Source organism: Pyxidicoccus sp. MSG2 (genome assembly GCF_026626705.1).
Taxonomy (GTDB): domain Bacteria; phylum Myxococcota; class Myxococcia; order Myxococcales; family Myxococcaceae; genus Myxococcus.
Map to the genome: position 1 here is coordinate 2,776,893 of NZ_JAPNKC010000001.1, position 15,816 is coordinate 2,792,708.

Consider the following 15,816-nt stretch of genomic DNA (forward strand, 5'->3'; position numbering starts at 1 on the left):
CCCATGACGCCAACCCTGGACCAGCTCCTGGCCACCGTGGTGCGCGAGCACTACCCGCACCCTCCCGCGACCGAGGCGGAGATTGCCGCGTTCGAATCACGCGCGGGCTGGCAGCTCGGAGCCGAGCTGCGCGCCTTCTACTTGCGGTGCAATGGCGCGGAGCTGTTCGAGCCGCTGCCCAACGCGCGCTACAGCCTCCTCTCTCTCGGAGAGCTACAACGCGCCCGCGTTCGAATGCGCGGCAGCGACGATGACTCCATGGGCCCCGCGTCCTGGTGGACGCTGGTGGACTGCCAGGACTCGGATTTCATCTTGGTGGACGTGGCCCAGCCGCCCCCCTATCCCTTGTTGGATGCGTACCACGGCACATATCCGGCCGTGACGCCCGTGGCAGCGTCGCTCCGCGAGTTTCTGGCGCGAGCCCTCACGAGCAACAACCGCCTCTACTGGCTCCACGATGACTAAACCATCCGAACCAGGTTCTTGCAGGGGGGACCGCGCAGAGGCCCGACGTTTCGGCCTACAACGACGCCCCCCTGACAGGACCTCCTCCGGATGGCTTAGAGGCGCTCACGCGGACCATCAACGCCGAGGAAGGCTCGGCCCGATTCCGGAAGCTCGACGTGACGCGGCTGGAGGACATGGAGGCATTCATCGGCTACGCGCGGACGGAGCTGGGACGCGTGGAAATCATCATCAACAACGCTGGCATCATGCCGATGTCGCTGATGGAGACGCGGAAGGTCGACGACAGGAACGAGTCGTGGCGTTGACAGCAAATCGCCTGTCGGCTCACGCTGCGACGGCTGCGCCCGTCACACATCCTGCGGCCGTCCATACACAATCGAGTTCCGCCATGAGACGCATCGCTCTGCTCGCTCTGATGTTCCTCGCTGCATGCTCCGAGGCCCCTCCCCAGGACGGCCTTGAAACGGCCAGTTCCTCCGCCGCCCTCCTGCTCTCGCCCGAGGCCGAGGCGCGCATCCTCGACTTCGTCAACTACCCCGGCAACAGCGTCGGCGTGCTCCAGAACCAGGTGGGCATCCACCCCTGGGCGGCGGTGGCCATCACCGCCCACCGCGACGGCGCCGACAGCGTCTCCCCCTCGGCCGATGACGCCTACTTCACCACCATCGCCGGGCTCGACGCGGTGCCCAACGTCGACGACACGGTGCTGCAGCAGCTCGACGTGTACTCGGCGGCGCACCCGGCGCCGGCGGGCGAAACGGTCGAGGGCGTGAGCTTCCGCGGTTGGGAGTCGGAGTCGGTGGTGTGGGGCGTCAACCACGCCGACTCGGCCACGATCCACAACCTCCTCGAGGCGCGCGCCGCGGACCACCTGTACGCGGGGCGCCCGTACACCCGCGTAGCGCAGATGGGCGCCGTCACCTGGGTCGGCCCGACCGCGCTCGTGCAGCTGCGCGCTCACGCGCTGCCGTGGTGGAACTGCCTGCACGGACAGACCTGCCTTGCCGGCACGTTCGACGGCGTCACCTTCAACGAGCCCACCGCCGTGACCGCACTGGACCTCGCCAATCAGGCCACGTACGCGCAGCTCACCGGGCACGGCGTCGCCGGCGCGCAGGCCAACGACCTCATCGCCGCGCGCCCGTACACGTCGCTGGCGGCGGTGGCGGCGACGTACGGCATCGGCACGGCGACGATGGACGCGCTCAAGACCTACGCGCAGGGCGGCCCCTCCACCTGCATCACGCTGTGGTCGAACGCGGTGGCGCCGCAGCTGCCGCACGTGCTGCTCATGAGCGAGAGCGACCGTCCTGTCGAGCTGGTGTCGTGGCAGGGCGAGGGCGGGAGCGCGCCAACCGCCGCCACGGTGCTGGCACTGGCCGGCGTGCCGTCGGGATACACCGCCGAGGTGCGCGTGGTCTCGAACTACTTCCGCGCGCTGGAGCCGTCGAGCGGCAGCGCCGATCCGTGGGCCGCGGCCAACATCGAGAACGCGTTCGACACCCAGCTCACCGACGTCATCTACGTCGCGCTGCACGCGCCGCCGGGCGGCCCCAACCAGGCCGTCGTGCAGGTCTTCCTCGTCGGTCGCACCTCGTGCGGTGACCTCGTCGGCATCAAGTCCATCGCCATCGAGACCTGAGCCCGCGCGAGAGGCGTGAGAGGCTGGGAGCTGCCGCCATGAGCGTGGAGGTGGCAGAAAACGTGGGAACGGTGTCATTGTCTCAAACGCCGCGCGGTCGCATGGTGTCACCATGTCCACGCGACCCCCACGGCCCAAGGCCGCGCGCACCGCCGCCCTGCCCCCGAAGACCTGCCGGGTGGCAATGCTGGCCTACCCGGACGTGCAGATGCTGGACGTCATGGGGCCCCTCGAGGTCTTCGCGCGCGCGTCGCGCTGGCTCAAGGACAGCGGCCTGCGCGGTGACGATGCCTACCAGGTCGAGATCATCGGGCTGAAGCGCGGCGCCTTCCCCGCGTCCTCGGGGCTGCGGCTGCACGCCGACCGCCGTTTCGACGAGGTGCGCCGCGGCATCGACACCCTGCTCATCGCGGGAGGACGGGGCGCGGAGCGCTACTGCACGCATCCGCCGCTCCTGCGCTGGATTCGCCGGCAGGCAGGTGGCGTGCGGCGGCTCGCGTCCGTCTGCACCGGGGCCTTCTTCCTCGCCGAGGCGGGGCTGCTCGAGGGCCGCCGCGCCACCACCCATTGGGCCTCGTGCGACGCGCTCGCCCGCAAGTACCCCGGCATCCAGGTGGAGTCCGACCGCATCTTCGTGCAGGAGGGAGGGCTCTACACCACCGCGGGCGTCACCGCGGGCATGGACCTGGCCCTCGCGCTCGTGGAGGAGGACCACGGCCGCGAGGCGGCGCTGGAGACGGCCCGGGCCCTGGTGATGTTCCTGCGCCGCCCCGGGGGCCAGGCGCAGTTCAGCGCGCAGCTCTCCGTGCAGCTCGCGGAGCAGGAGCCGCTGCGCGAGCTGCAGGCGTACATCCAGGACCACCCGCGTGCGGACCTCTCGGTGCCCACCCTCGCCCGGCGCGTGGCGATGAGCCCGCGCAACTTCGCCCGGGTATTCACGCGCGAGGTGGGGATGACCCCGGCGCGCTTCGTGACCTCCACCCGCGTGGAGACCGCGCGCCGCCTGCTCGAGGAGTCCTCGGAGGACCTCGAGGCCGTGTGCGCGATGAGCGGCCTCGGCACCCCGGAGGCCATGCGCCGCGCCTTCCTCCACAAGGTGGGCATCCCGCCCGGCCAGTACCGCGAACGCTTCAACCGTCACGCCATCGCCTCAGCCTCCTGAACCCGGAGCCTCGAATGAAACCGAACCGCCTCTTCCACCGAGCCGCCCCCCTCCTGCTCGCCCTTGCCCTGAGCTCGGGCGCGGCCTCCGCCGTGGAGCCCGCGGCGGCGAACGCGAAGCACTACGTCTGCCCTCCCTGTGCGCACCCCTGTGACGCGAAGGTGCACGACAAGCCGGGCACCTGCCCGCTCTGCGGGATGAAGCTGGTCGAGCAGCAGGAGGCGGCGGCGCCCGCCCCGCCGCGCAAGAAGGTCGCCATCCTCATCTTCAACGGCGTGGAGATCATCGACTACACGGGCCCCTACGAGGTGTTCGGCGGCGCGGACTACGACGTGTTCACGGTCGCCGAGACGCGCGCGCCGGTGACCACCGCGATGGGGATGACAGTCGTACCGAAGCATGCGTTCGCCGATGCCCCCCAGGCCGACGTCGTCGTGGTGCCCGGCGGCGGGGTGACGGAGGCGCAGCACAGCATGCCGACGCTCGCGTGGGTGAAGCAGCAGAGCACCCGCGTGCAGCAGCTGATGTCCGTCTGCAACGGCGCCTTCATCCTGGCGAATGCGGGCCTGCTCGACGGGCTGAGCGCGACGACCACGTACATCAACCTCGAGAAGCTCCAGGCCGCCTTCCCGAAGGTCAAGGTCGTGGACGACCGGCGCTTCGTGGACAACGGGCGCATCATCACCACCGCGGGGCTCGCCGCGGGCATCGACGGAGCGCTGCACGTGGTGTCCAAGCTGGATGGTCTGGGACTCGCGCAGCGGGTGGCGCTCGCGGGCGAGTACGACTGGCGCCCCCGCGAGAGCTTCGTGCGCGCCGCGCTCGCCGACCGGCTCATCCCCCAGGTTGACGTGGACGCGCTCGGCGACTGGGACATCGCGAGCACCGAGGGGAGCACCGACCGCTGGGAGCTGGTCCTCGTGGGACGCTCCGCGCTGAGCGCGGCGCAGTTGATGACTCAACTGGGCCAGGGGCTCGCGGCAGGCGGGTGGGCGCGCCGCGAGCCTGCATCCGCGAGCGAGGCCTCGCCGCTGCGCAGCGATTGGCGCTTCAGCGGGCGCAAGGGCGAGCCCTGGACCGGCGTGCTGACGCTCCATCCGCGGCCGGGCGCCGCGGGTCAGTACACGGCGAAGCTGGCCATCGCGCGCGCAGGGTAGGCGCTCGGCTGCGGACGACGGGCCGCTCCCCAAACAAGTGGCGTCCGCCTGCCCCTGGCACTTCCCGGCGGCACGCCATGCGGGCAGGCTGGGGCGCCATGAAAGCCCTGCACCGCAAAGACCTCCATGGATGGTCTCGCTTCGACGAGGCGCGCAACCTGGACTTCCACAGCGTCCTCTGGGTCCGCCCTGAAGGGAACGTGGTCTTCGACCCGCTCCCGCTGTCCACCCATGATGCCGCGCACCTGCGCTCGCTGGGTGGGGTGACCTGGGTCGTGCTGACCAACTCGGAGCATGTGCGCGCCACGCGGGAGCTGGTCGCGGACTTCGGTGCGAAGGTCGCCGGCCCCCGCGCCGAGTCCGATACCTTTCCCCTGAAATGCGACCGGTGGCTCGCCGACGGCGAGACGCTCGTCCCCGGCCTGGAGGCCCTGGAGCTGCACGGCTCCAAGACGCCCGGCGAGCTGGCCTTCCTCCTGGAGGACACAACGCTGCTGACGGGAGACCTCCTTCGCGGACATATGGGCGGCCGGCTCAACCTCCTGCCGGACGCGAAGCTGAAGGACGCAGCCCGTGCGCGGGCCTCTGTCCGCGGGCTGCTGGCCAGGACGCGCATCGACACGGTGTTGGTGGGCGACGGCTGGCCGGTGTTCCTCCGCGGGCGCGCGGCACTGGAGGAGCTGGTGGCCGCGCTGCCCCAGGACACCTGAGCCTCACCCACGCTGCCCATGCATCAGACCGGCATGGCCGCACGAACCCGAAAGCCTTCGGGCCCCGGGTCGGAGATGCCAGCAATGAGCGTGCGAGCAGACGTATTCGTCCCATCCGCCTCTGCCGAGGTGCAGGTGCGGTTCTATGTCGACGAGCTTCGACTCTTCGAGGTTGCTCAGGAGACCAGCGCGCTGCTGTCCAGCCCGCCGGCGCGGCGCCGACCGCCGAGCGTGTAGTGCGAGTCGAAGCAGGACTCGAAGTGCTGCTCGACGCTGCCGAGACACTCTGCGTCCGGGATGAGCAGACATGGTTGCCATTGCCTCGGCGGGTGAGTCGCAGAGCCCGCTCCGGTGCCGGGGACGCGGTCAGAGCGCGCGCTTCATGCCCTCGTGGCTCGCCTCGAAGCCCAGGCGCGCGTAGAAGCGGTGGGCGTCGGTGCGGCGCTTGTCGGTGGTGAGCTGCATCAGCCCACAGCCGCGCGCGCGCGCGCGGGCCATCGCGTCCTCCATCAGCTGCTCGCCGATGCGCTGGCCGCGCAGGTCCGCGCGCACACGCACCGCCTCGACCAGCGCGCGCCGCATCCCTCCACGGCTCAGGCCCGGGATGTACGTGAGCTGCAGCGTGGCGATGACCTCGCCTGCCAGCTCGCCCACGATGAGCTCGTTGTCCGAGGCGGCGGAAATCTCGTCGAAGGCGGCGCGCACGGCCGGCGTGGGCTCGGCGAGGTAGCCCGTGCGCGAGCGGGCGATGGCGTCATCGGCGAGCAGCGCGAGGATGGTGGGCAGGTCGGCGACAGTGGCGATGCGGAAGGTGACGGGGGCCATGGCCCCCATCTTTGCAAATGCCCGCGCGTGCGCCACGGGTCGTCGCGAAGGCCCCGCTACTGGAACGCGCGGATGGCCTTCACCAGCGCGGCGACGGACTCGTCGCGCACGTTGAGCGGCGGCATGAGGCGGAGCACCTCGGGGTCATGCGAGCCACCCACCAGGATGTTCGACGCGAGCAGGTGCTGGCGCAGGGCCGACGCACGCGGGCCCACCCTCAGACCGAGCAACAGTCCCGCGCCGTGAATCTGTCGCACCACCGTGCCCTCCAGCTCGCGGCGCAGCAGGGCCTCCACGTAGAGCGCGCGCTCCATGAGCCGCTCATCGCGGAGGATGTCCAGGGTGACGCTCAGCGCGGCGCACGCGAGCGGCCCACCGCCGAAGGTGGAGCCCAGGTCTCCTGACTTGAGGGCCCGCGCCACCGCCGCAGTCATCAGCACCGCGCCCATGGGGACGCCGGATGCCATGGCCTTGGCGCAGGTGATGAGGTCCGGCGTCACGCCGAAGCGCTGGGCGGCGAATGGCGCGCCCGTCCTGCCAATGCCCGTCTGGATTTCATCGAAGATGAGCAGCGTCCCGCTCGCGTCACACGCGCGGCGCAGGGCCTGGAGCCACTCGACATTCGCCGTGCGCACCCCGGCCATGGACTGGATGGGCTCGACGATGACCGCCGCCACGTCGGACAGGTCCGCCGACGCCAGCGAGGCCACGTCGTTGAAGGGCAGCACCCGCTTGGGCACCAGCAGGTCCGCCAGGGGCTGCGTCAGCTTCGGGTCGTCCGTGACGGAGAGCGCCAGCAGCGTGCGCCCGTGCCAGCCACCCTCGAAGGCGGCCAGTCGTTTGCGCCCCGTCAGCAGGAGCGCAATCTTCAGCGCGTTCTCATTGGCTTCCGTACCCGAGTTGCAGAAGAAGACGGACGCCATGGCCTCGGGAGCGAAGGCCACCAGCTTCTCCGCGGCCGCGTCGCGCACCGGCAGCGAGGCCGCCGTCGAATAGAAGAGGAGCGAGCGGGCCTGGGCCGCCACCGCCTCCGCCACTCGCGGGTGGGAGTGGCCGGTGGCGCAGACGCAGTGCCCTCCGTACCAGTCCAGGTACGCCCGCCCCTGGTCGTCATAGACGCGGTCCTCCTCCCCCCGGTGGATGGGAAATGGATAGGGCGCGTAGGTCGGAAGCAGGGCCGGAAGGCCGGGCTGGCTGGACATGGGAAGGGCGTGCGCTCCTGGCGGACACATGGCCGCGGTGAGAATGGGCGCGCATATTATGCAGCCCCATTCGCAGCACAAGTGACGATTTGCCTATGTGAGCCGCCTGCCCGCCCCATGCATATGCACTGAATGCAGCCGTCAGGTCTCCTCGCGCGGGGGCATGGCGGCGATGGTGCCCTGGGCCACGGCCACCAGCGTCTCGCCCTTCTCGGAGAGGGCGAAGATGTCGCAGTGGCACACGGCCTGGCGCTTCCCCGCATGCACCGCGCGGGCTCGCGCGATGAGGCGAAGGCCGACGGCCGGACGGACGTAGTTGATCTTGAACTCCGACGTGACGACAGGCACCTGCATCGCCGTGCCGCCCGCGAAGGTGAGGGCGTTGTCCGCCAGGTAGCTCAGCACGCCGCCGTGGGCGAAGCCGTTCTGCTGGCGCAGGTCGTCCTTCAGGCGGAGCTCGAGCACGGCGTCGCCCGGCGACAGATGCGTCAACTCCGTTCCCAGCAACGTGCTGAAGGACTGCTGTCCGAGCACCTGTCGACCGAGTTGCAGCAGCGCGTCCATGCGGTGTTCCCCTCGCGGCAATCTAGAATCTGATTCTAGAATCACGTTCTAATCAGGAGCCGCCGCCCGCGCAATTGCCCTTGGGGTATCCCACCCACCAGGTCCCTGTGATTCCGCGCACTTGTCCGGGCGAAAAGCCCCGGGAAATTCAGGGTGTCGATCTCCCGGACGCTCGTTCGACGTGGAGTCTGAAGCAGCACAGACCCGGGCCCTTCACAGAGACCTCATGCCATGCTGTTCCTGCCCTTCGACTTCATCTTCTACATGAGCACGCTCGCACGGGAGACGAGCCCCCACATGAGTCTCGCGAAGAAGCTGAACCTCAAGGATGGAATGAAGACCCGCGTCGTCGGCAAGCCCGCGGGCGTCGACCTCGACGACGTGGTGACCACCACCTCCGCGAAGGCAGAGGGCCTGCTCGTCTTCGTGAAGAACCTGGCCGAAGTGGACGCGAAGTGCGCGCCCCTCATCGAGGCCGCGAAGGCGGACCGCATCGCGTGGGCGGCGTACCCCAAGGCGGGGCAACTGGACACGGACCTCAACCGGGACATCCTCTGGCGGCACCTGGAGAAGCAGGGCATCCAGGGCGTTCGCCAGGTGGCGCTCGACTCCGTCTGGAGTGCCATGCGCTTCCGCCCGGGCAAGTGAGCGGAGTCCTCGCGGCGCGTGTGTGAGGAGCACGGCGCGGGTGGGACGTCATTCCCGGCCTTGAACTGGAGGCCCGGCCTGCGTAAGTCGGGCGCCGTGACGGCCACCGAGACGCAGCGCGCGATTCACGCGGTCTGGAGAATCGAATCGGCCCGGCTCATCGCCGGCCTCACGCGCTTCGTGCGCGACGTCGGCCGCGCCGAGGAGCTGGCGCAGGACGCGCTCGTCGCCGCGATGGAGCAGTGGCCGAAGTCCGGCGTCCCGACGAACCCGGGCGCCTGGCTCATGGCCACCGCGAAGCACCGCGCCATCGACGAAATCCGCCGCAACCAGCGGCTGGAGCGCAAGCACGAGGAGTTGGGCCACGAGATGCAGGCCTGGCAGGAGCAGTCCACGCCGGACCTGGACGCGGCGCTCGACGACGACGTGGGCGACGACTTGCTGCGCCTTGTCTTCACCGCGTGCCACCCGGTGCTCTCGTCCGAGGCGCGCGTCGCCCTCACGCTGCGGCTGCTCGGCGGCCTCACGACGGACGAAATCGCCCGGGCCTTCCTCGTCCCGGAGCCCACCGTCGCCCAGCGCATCGTCCGGGCCAAGCGCACGCTCGCCGAGGCGAAGGTGCCCTTCGAGGTGCCGCGCGGGCCCGAGCTCGCGGAGCGGCTGTCGTCGGTGCTCGGCGTCATCTACCTCATCTTCAACGAGGGCTACTCCGCCACCGCCGGGGATGACTGGATGCGACCGGAGCTGTGCCAGGACGCGCTCCGCCTGGGCCGCATCCTCGCCGGACTCACCCCCAACGAGCCGGAGGTCCACGGCCTCGTCGCGATGATGGAAATCCAGGCGTCGCGGATGCGGGCGCGCACCAGCCCGACGGGCGAGCCCATCCTCCTGCTCGACCAGAACCGGGCCCTCTGGGACCAGCTCCTCATCCGTCGCGGGCTGGCGGCGCTGGAGCGCGCCGAGGCGACGGGCGGCCCCCGGGGCCCGTACGTGTTGCAGGCCGCCATCGCCGCGTGCCACGCGCGGGCGCGGACCCCGGAGGCCACGGACTGGGCGCGCATCGCCGCGCTCTACGGCGAGCTGGTCCACCTCATGCCCTCCCCCGTCGTGGAGTTGAACCGCGCCGTCGCCATCTCCATGGCCCTGGGCCCGGCGGAAGGGCTGAAGCTCGTCGATGCGCTGCTGCCGGAGCCCTCGCTCAAGAGCTACCACCTGCTGCCGAGCGTCCGCGGAGACCTGCTCTCGAAGCTCGGCCGCTTCGATGAGGCCCGGAAGGAGTTCGAGCGCGCCGCCTCGCTCACGCGCAACGCGCGCGAGCGCAAGCTGCTGCTGGAGCGCGCCGAGACGTGCGCCGAGTCCTCCCGGACGCGGCATTAGGCCTGCGCGCGGACAGGCCACGGCTGGGCGCGCATGCCCGCGGCCCAGTTGTTGTTGCGGCCGTCCCAGTAGCGGATGGTCAGCTCGCTCAGGTCCACGTCATCCAGGCAGTTGACGTAGACGCTCCGGAAGTCGCCGCCGATTTCCGGCACGTGGCCGCCGCCGAAGACCTGGATGCCGCACTTCTTGCAGAAGGCGCGGTAGTTGGGGCTGTTCCCCTCGCTGTACCGACCCACGCTCTCCTCGCCGGACACCAGGCGGAAGGCGCTCGGCTTCACCACGGCGCTCGTGGCCCCCACCTTGGTGCAGATGGTGCAGTTGCAGCGGCTGACGGGCGCGGTGAGGTCCAGCTCGGCCTCGAAGCGCACGGCGCCGCACCGGCAGCCGCCCGCGTGCGTCTTCAGGTTGCTGGAGGTCTTCTGGGTCTGGGTCTCGCTCATGACGGGTTCTCCTGTGCGGCGTGAAGGACAGGAAGAGTTGTAGGCCCCGGTCGTGACAGCCTTATGTCAGGTTTCACCGGAAGGGAGCGCGTAGTCGAATTCGTACGCGTGCTGGCCCCCGGCGATGATGATTCGCATCGAGCCGGAGAGCCCCTCCAACTGCCCCGTGCCGGAGTCCGGCACCACGGTGAGGACGAGCTGGGACACACCGCGCGTCATCGTCCCCGAGTGCTGGAGGGCGAAGGAGCCAGTGCGGCCGTGCAGGCTGCCGGTGGCGCGCTCCAGGGCCACGTACCCGGCCGAGCTCTCGACGGGTGTCCTCACGGCGAGCATCTGCCCCTGGCTGGTCGCCTCCAGGTCACCGTGGAACTTCTTGTCGAGGGCCAGCCGGCCAATCGCCGAGGCCTCGGCCCCCGCGTCCGGGGCCATGGGGGTCAGCTTGACGTCGAATGCTCCGCTCGCGCGCTTCGTCATGGGGTCTTCGCTCCTTGAGTGGCCCGTCAGATACGCCCCCCGCGCCGCGCTGCGATTGCAAAAACGCGACACCTGCCCAGAATGCCGTGCAGTGAGCCGCCCCCGTCTCGACGCGCCCCGTGGCGTCCTCCAGCGCCGCGCGCCCGAGGGTCGGATTGCCCACGAGCGCTTCGCGCCCTCCCCCGCCCTGGAGCCCTTCGTCCAGCACTACTGGACGGTGCGGTGGGACCTCCGCGGCGAGCCACCTGTCCTCGCGGAGACGCTGCCGCACCCGTGCGTGCACCTGGTCTTCGAGCGGGGACGTGCCCGGGTGATGGGCGTGCAGACGGCGCGGAGATTCCGGCGGCACCTGCGCGGCCAGGACCGCGTCTTCGGCATCAAGTTTCGCCCCGCGGCCTTCCAGCCCTTCCTCGGCGCGCCGCTCTCGCGCATCACCGACCGGGGCCTCAGCCTGCGCACGGTGTTCGGCCCGGAGGCCCACGCGCTGCGGGACGCCATCCTCGGAGAGCCGGACCCGAGGCGGTGCGTGGTGCTCGCGGAGGACTTCCTCTGCAAGCGGCTGCCACTCATGCCCGAAGAGACGGCCCGGCTGAGGGACCTGGTGGAGCGGCTCGCCGCGGACCCGACCATCATCCGGATGGACCAGGTCGCCGCGCTCGCGGGACTGGAGCCGCGCAAGCTGCAGCGCCGCTTCGACGCGGCCGTCGGCGTGAGCCCCAAGTGGGTCATCCAGCGCTATCGCCTGCACGAGGCCGCCGAGCGGCTCACCCGGGCGGACGTGCCGGACATGGCGAGCCTCGCGCTGGAATTGGGGTACTTCGACCAGTCGCACTTCATCCGCGACTTCAAGGCCGTCGTGGGCCGTCCGCCGGCCCGGTACCTCGCGGAAGCGCGGGCGAGCGGGCCCGGCCGGAGGCGCTGAGCGCGGCGAGCCGTGGCATGACGTGGGTGCTCGGGGCCACGCCCTGCCCTGCGCTCAGGACGCCTCCGGGCTGTCCTTGAGGAGCAGGCCCAGGTAGCGGCTGAAATCGAGGGTGCCGAGCGCGGCCAGCTCGCGCTCCAGTTCCTCGCGGCGCCAGTGGAGGTTGGCGCACTGGCGACGAACCGCGACGAGCTCCAAGCCCAGCACTTCCAGGCGCGAAGCCCGGGACTTCATAAGTCGTGCGGCCTCCAGCGCCTGGCGGCCCTCGCCTTCCAGTGCGTCCAGCTCGCGCCGCTGCTCGACGAACCGGGCGCTCGCGGACTTCTCGCGACGGGCGCGCGTGTTCAGCAATTTCTGGAGCCGGGCCTCCACCCGCGCCAGCTCCCGCTGCGTCGTAGCGAGCGACGCCTGGAGCGCCCTCCGCCGTACGAGGGCTCCCTGTCGCTGGAAGTTGGAGCGCGCCCACAGAAACCCCAGCCCTCCCGTGAGGCCCAGCCCCACCCACCACAGCGGAGACAGGGCCACCGCCAGGACGGCGGACAGGCCGCCCGCGAGCAGGATGCCGTTGGCCACCTTGCGGTCCTCCATCGACACCCCAGCGGGCACCGGCGGGGACGCGGGCGCGGGGACCATGAAGCGCGACACCTCGAGCGCGGCGGTCGGCGCGAGAGGCGCCTTCCCCGGGGGCAGCGCCGCCTTCACCGCGATTCGCGAGGCCACTGGCGCCGCGGGCAGCTGGATGTCCGCGAGGGCCGCGCCGTCCAGGGGAGGTACCTCGTGCGGAAGGCGCGTCAGGAGCGAGTCCAACAAGAGGGACGCCACCGCCCTCACTCGCTCGTGCGGGGAGGACAGCAGGGCCTGGAACAGCGGGGAGCGTTGGCGCTCGACGAAGTCCTTCTTGCGGAACAGCAGGCAGTCATCGCCGCCCTGGAACCGCGCCCAGAGCGCAGGCTCGTGGGCCAGGGCGACGAGGGAGGCCCACACCCCCCAGGCGGAGAAGTGGTCCAGCCGCTCGTCGAAGAAGTCCGGGGCGCGGTCCGGGTGCTGGTAGTTGGCGTGCCCGCGCTCGTGGCTCCGGCGCCCGGCGAGGGCGGGGACGAACATGCCGTCGTAGTCCACCAGCCGGAGCCCCTCGGGAGCGATGACGACGTTGCCATGCTGGAGGTCGCCATGGGCCACCCGTGCGCGCCGCAGGTCCGCCTGCAGCTCCACCCAGGCGGCCGCCAGGTCGAACAGCGCCTTGGGCGACGCGTGGTGCTTCTCGACGTGGCGGGCCAGGGACTCGCCCTGGACCCACTCCATCTTCACGACGGGGAACCATTCCCCGTGCACCTGGATGCCCTGGGAGAGGAAGGCGACCTCCACGGCGCACGGCATCCGATTCGTCGACAGGTGCCGGATGATTTCCGTGTAGCGCTCCGACTGGTCGGGCTGGATGGGCCGGGTGAAGCAGCGCACCGCGAAGGAGCGCTCGCCATGGTTCAGCCTGTAGACGGTGGCGAAGTTTCCCGCGCGGGGCCGGGGCAGTCCCGCCAGGGCCCCGGTCTCCACCAACTCCGGCACGGCGGCCTGGAGCTCCGGGTCGGAGAACGCCTGGCGTGGGTTCTGGATGGCCGCCTGATAGTCACTGTCGGAAGGCAGCTTCACTCACTTCTCCACGAAGAGCTGGAGGAGCGTCACGTCATCATTGCGGATGGCCTTGCGCGCGCGCAGCCGGCCGATGAGCGCCTCGAACGCGGCCCTGCCCTCTCCCGATAGCGAGCCGGGAAGTTCCGTCCAGGGGGCCTGCCCGCGCTCGTGCTCCGCGAGGAACCAGCACGCCAGCGCGTCCGTCATCAGGAAGAGCGTGTCGCCGTCCCGCAGCGCTCCCGAGGCCACCCGCACCTGCGCGCCCACGCGCCCGTTCTGGTGCGCATGCGTGGAGATGAGGAACGGCGTGGAGCCGAACGCAGCGGACTGCTCCAGGGGGAAGCTGCGCAGGAGCCCTTCCCGCCGGAGCTGGAAGAGGCACGAGTCCCCCACCGCGAGCGCTTCCCACATACCGGGGCCATCCGCCGTGGGCGGCGCCATCAGCCGCACGCCCAGGAGCGTGGCGAAGGCGCCCTCTCGGAGCTTCTCCTCCGCGTACCAGGGAAGTGGTTTGGCACCGACGTGCGCGTGCCACCGACGCTGGAGCTCGGGAAGGACGGCGAGAAGTCCTGCCGCGTCTGTGACTTCGCCGCTCGCGAAGGCCCCTGAAAGCAGCCGGGCCCAGTGGCCGGAGAAGAGGCTCTCCGTCGCGCCATCCGCGACGGCCGCGAGGAGTGGCGCGACACCGGAGGCGCCCGCGCTTTCGGGAGCGTACGCGTCCTCGTTCTCGGAGGGCTGGTTGCCCTCCTTCTGCAGCGAGACGGCTTCGATGCGGATGCGCACGAACGTCCCCTAACGCAGGTTGCTCGGGCGCGTTCCGATGTTCAGGAACTTGATGAGCGAGATGATGTCCGCGTTGAAGACGAAGCCGCGTGCGCCATCGCCCACCTGGAGCCCTTCCTCGCGCGCGGCTGACAGCATGCCCGGCGTCAGCGGGCTGGAGAGTTGGAAGAGGAGCCGCGCGTGCGCGTCCGGCAGCCCCGTGTCCGAGCTGGGGAACTGGATGGGCGTGGACGGGTGCGCGGACAGGTGCACGTTGAGCAGCAGCACCTCGCCGTCCGTGGTGCGCAGCCCGCGCAACTCGGACGCAATCGCCGTGGGGTCCCCGTCGGTGGGCTGCCCGTCGGAGATGTTCACCACGATGGGCGGGAAGCCCTCGGGATACCGGCGCACCCAGTCACCCACGAGGCTCGTCGCGCGGCCGAGCGCCTGGCACATGGGCGTGGCGCCGTTGGCCACCGACTCGAACCAGATGGGGAAGCGGACCTTCTCGCGCACCAGTCCGCCCATGCCGTCCTCACGCTCGCGCGTGCGCTCCTCCAGCCGCGCCGGAGCGTGGCCAATCTCGCTGACGGGCACGAGGCTCCGCCCCGCGAGCGGTCCCCGGAAGGCGGGCCCCACCTCTCCGCCGTAGCCCAGCACGCCCAGATGGAAATAGTCGCGAATGCCCTCCTCGCGCGCGCACCGGACGACCAGGTTCTGCAGGAGCCGGTTGGTGACGTCCGCCACTCCGTCCGCCTTGCGCCGCTGGGAGCCGCTGAACGGCTCCTCCATGGACCCGGACTGGTCGATGAGGATGAGGATGCACGCTGGATTGGTCCGGCTGATCTCCGCCGAGTACGCCATGTTCCCCTTCGAGCAGGTCGTGGTGACGAGGCCCGAAAGAGTAATGCAGCAGGTCCGGCCCGAACAGCACGAGAAGCGCTCACGCCGCGTCGGGGCAGGCGATCTCCGACCACGCCGTCCCGTCGAAGCGCAGCAGGCTCCGCGGCCCCACGGACCACAGCACGTCCCCCGCGGCGTCCAGGCGATGGGTGAGCGGCCGGTGCGTCCCGCCGGGCGTCACGTCGAAGAATGCGCCCCGCGCGTACGCGTGGAGGCCATGCAGTCCCGAGGTGAGGTAGAGCTTCCGGCCGAAGGGGCAGATGGACCAGAAGCTCTCCCCCGGCGCGCCATGCCGGAGCGCTCGCCAACCGCGCCGGCCTCCCCGGAACAGCGCGCCCTCCGCGCCCGCCACCACCACCTCACCCCGGGAGAGGCAGCGGACGGCATACAGGTGCGCGCGCGTCGGCGGCTCCAGGTAGCGCCAGCGCGAGCCGTCGAAGTGCGCCGCGATGCCATCCATGCCGACGACGTAGAGGTCATCCCGCGCGACGCCGTCCAGGTCCAGGAAGGCGTTCTCCCGCCAGGGGTCCAGGCCCCGCTCCAGCCGGAGCCAGGAGCCCGACTGCACGCGGTAGACCTGCCCGCCCCGGCCACAGGCGAAGAACGCCCCGTCCACCGCGCGCACGCGCTCCAGGGGGCCGCGCGCCTCGGCCTCGGTGATGACGTACTCGCGGAAGCGGCCCCGGATGCGCCACGGCGTCAGGGGCCGTCCCCACTCCCCCACGCACGTCACCAGGCCGTGCCTTCCCAGCGCGCAGACCACGCCCTGGTGGTGCGTCACCGAGGTGATGAAGTCGTGCGCCACGTCGTGCGTGAGCCACGTGTCCGCGAGCTTCAGGTGGATGCGAGAAGCACTCCCGTCGGTAGCGCCGACGACGAGGGTGTCGGCGTCCACGGCGACTCCGTCCGAGAAGTACGCGGCGGACATGGG

Annotated in this window: 19 protein-coding genes; 10 read left to right on the forward strand and 9 right to left on the reverse strand. The window is 70.7% G+C overall.

Annotated features, from left to right (window positions below):
• The first annotated feature begins 3 nt into the window (after positions 1-3).
• From OV427_RS10115 to OV427_RS10145, 7 genes are all read left to right on the forward strand, one after another.
• A complete protein-coding gene (locus tag OV427_RS10115) occupies positions 4-465 on the forward strand; it encodes an SMI1/KNR4 family protein (RefSeq protein ID WP_267855886.1) in 462 nt (153 codons plus the stop codon).
• 71 nt (positions 466-536) lie between these two features.
• Positions 537-773: an SDR family NAD(P)-dependent oxidoreductase gene (locus OV427_RS10120; RefSeq protein ID WP_267863403.1), complete on the forward strand. Its 237-nt coding sequence runs from the start codon at positions 537-539 to the stop codon at positions 771-773.
• Positions 774-856: 83 nt separating this feature from the next.
• Positions 857-2,110 carry a nuclease A inhibitor family protein gene (locus OV427_RS10125; protein WP_267855887.1) on the forward strand — a complete coding sequence of 418 codons (1,254 nt, stop codon included), beginning with the start codon at positions 857-859 and terminating at the stop codon, positions 2,108-2,110.
• A gap of 112 nt (positions 2,111-2,222) precedes the next feature.
• Entirely contained in the window at positions 2,223-3,272 is a 1,050-nt protein-coding gene (locus OV427_RS10130; RefSeq protein WP_267855888.1) for a GlxA family transcriptional regulator, read from the forward strand.
• A gap of 14 nt (positions 3,273-3,286) precedes the next feature.
• A complete protein-coding gene (locus tag OV427_RS10135; RefSeq protein WP_267855889.1) occupies positions 3,287-4,429 on the forward strand; it encodes a DJ-1/PfpI family protein in 1,143 nt (380 codons plus the stop codon).
• A 98-nt stretch (positions 4,430-4,527) separates the two neighbouring features.
• Positions 4,528-5,139: an MBL fold metallo-hydrolase gene (locus OV427_RS10140; RefSeq protein ID WP_267855890.1), complete on the forward strand. Its 612-nt coding sequence runs from the start codon at positions 4,528-4,530 to the stop codon at positions 5,137-5,139.
• An 84-nt stretch (positions 5,140-5,223) separates the two neighbouring features.
• Entirely contained in the window at positions 5,224-5,376 is a 153-nt protein-coding gene (locus tag OV427_RS10145; RefSeq protein WP_267855891.1) for a hypothetical protein, read from the forward strand.
• Positions 5,377-5,505: 129 nt separating this feature from the next.
• Here OV427_RS10145 and OV427_RS10150 read toward each other — a convergent pair whose 3' ends face one another.
• From OV427_RS10150 to OV427_RS10160, 3 genes are all read right to left on the reverse strand, one after another.
• The gene (locus tag OV427_RS10150) at positions 5,506-5,964 is read right to left on the reverse strand and encodes a GNAT family N-acetyltransferase (protein ID WP_420718258.1); all 459 of its coding nucleotides are present in this window, start codon (positions 5,962-5,964) and stop codon (positions 5,506-5,508) included.
• Between the two features lie 56 nt (positions 5,965-6,020).
• A complete protein-coding gene (locus OV427_RS10155; RefSeq protein ID WP_267855893.1) occupies positions 6,021-7,166 on the reverse strand; it encodes an aspartate aminotransferase family protein in 1,146 nt (381 codons plus the stop codon).
• Positions 7,167-7,307: 141 nt separating this feature from the next.
• Positions 7,308-7,730, reverse strand: a complete 423-nt coding sequence (locus OV427_RS10160) for a PaaI family thioesterase (protein WP_267855894.1) — start codon at positions 7,728-7,730, stop codon at positions 7,308-7,310.
• A 231-nt stretch (positions 7,731-7,961) separates the two neighbouring features.
• On the opposite strand from OV427_RS10160, the gene OV427_RS10165 reads away from it, so the two are divergent.
• Both OV427_RS10165 and OV427_RS10170 read left to right on the forward strand, forming a co-directional pair.
• A complete protein-coding gene (locus tag OV427_RS10165) occupies positions 7,962-8,378 on the forward strand; it encodes a hypothetical protein (RefSeq protein ID WP_267855895.1) in 417 nt (138 codons plus the stop codon).
• 60 nt (positions 8,379-8,438) lie between these two features.
• Entirely contained in the window at positions 8,439-9,755 is a 1,317-nt protein-coding gene (locus tag OV427_RS10170) for an RNA polymerase sigma factor (protein WP_324289948.1), read from the forward strand.
• Here OV427_RS10170 and OV427_RS10175 read toward each other — a convergent pair.
• Positions 9,752-10,195: a GFA family protein gene (locus OV427_RS10175; protein WP_267855896.1), complete on the reverse strand. Its 444-nt coding sequence runs from the start codon at positions 10,193-10,195 to the stop codon at positions 9,752-9,754. The two genes, OV427_RS10170 and OV427_RS10175, sit on opposite strands and share 4 nt — an antisense overlap.
• Before the next feature lie 66 nt (positions 10,196-10,261).
• Entirely contained in the window at positions 10,262-10,669 is a 408-nt protein-coding gene (locus tag OV427_RS10180) for a DUF3224 domain-containing protein (RefSeq protein ID WP_267855897.1), read from the reverse strand.
• A 91-nt stretch (positions 10,670-10,760) separates the two neighbouring features.
• On the opposite strand from OV427_RS10180, the gene OV427_RS10185 reads away from it, so the two are divergent.
• On the forward strand, positions 10,761-11,591 hold the full coding sequence (locus OV427_RS10185) for a helix-turn-helix domain-containing protein (RefSeq protein WP_267855898.1): 831 nt from the start codon (positions 10,761-10,763) through the stop codon (positions 11,589-11,591).
• A 54-nt stretch (positions 11,592-11,645) separates the two neighbouring features.
• On the opposite strand, the gene OV427_RS10190 is transcribed toward OV427_RS10185, so the two are convergent.
• From OV427_RS10190 to OV427_RS10205, 4 genes are all read right to left on the reverse strand, one after another.
• The gene (locus OV427_RS10190) at positions 11,646-13,238 is read right to left on the reverse strand and encodes a phosphotransferase (protein WP_267855899.1); all 1,593 of its coding nucleotides are present in this window, start codon (positions 13,236-13,238) and stop codon (positions 11,646-11,648) included.
• The gene (locus tag OV427_RS10195; protein ID WP_267855900.1) at positions 13,239-14,003 is read right to left on the reverse strand and encodes a protein phosphatase 2C domain-containing protein; all 765 of its coding nucleotides are present in this window, start codon (positions 14,001-14,003) and stop codon (positions 13,239-13,241) included.
• 9 nt (positions 14,004-14,012) lie between these two features.
• Positions 14,013-14,846: a VWA domain-containing protein gene (locus OV427_RS10200; protein ID WP_267855901.1), complete on the reverse strand. Its 834-nt coding sequence runs from the start codon at positions 14,844-14,846 to the stop codon at positions 14,013-14,015.
• 79 nt (positions 14,847-14,925) lie between these two features.
• A complete protein-coding gene (locus OV427_RS10205) occupies positions 14,926-15,813 on the reverse strand; it encodes a hypothetical protein (protein WP_267855902.1) in 888 nt (295 codons plus the stop codon).
• Positions 15,814-15,816: the final 3 nt, after the last annotated feature.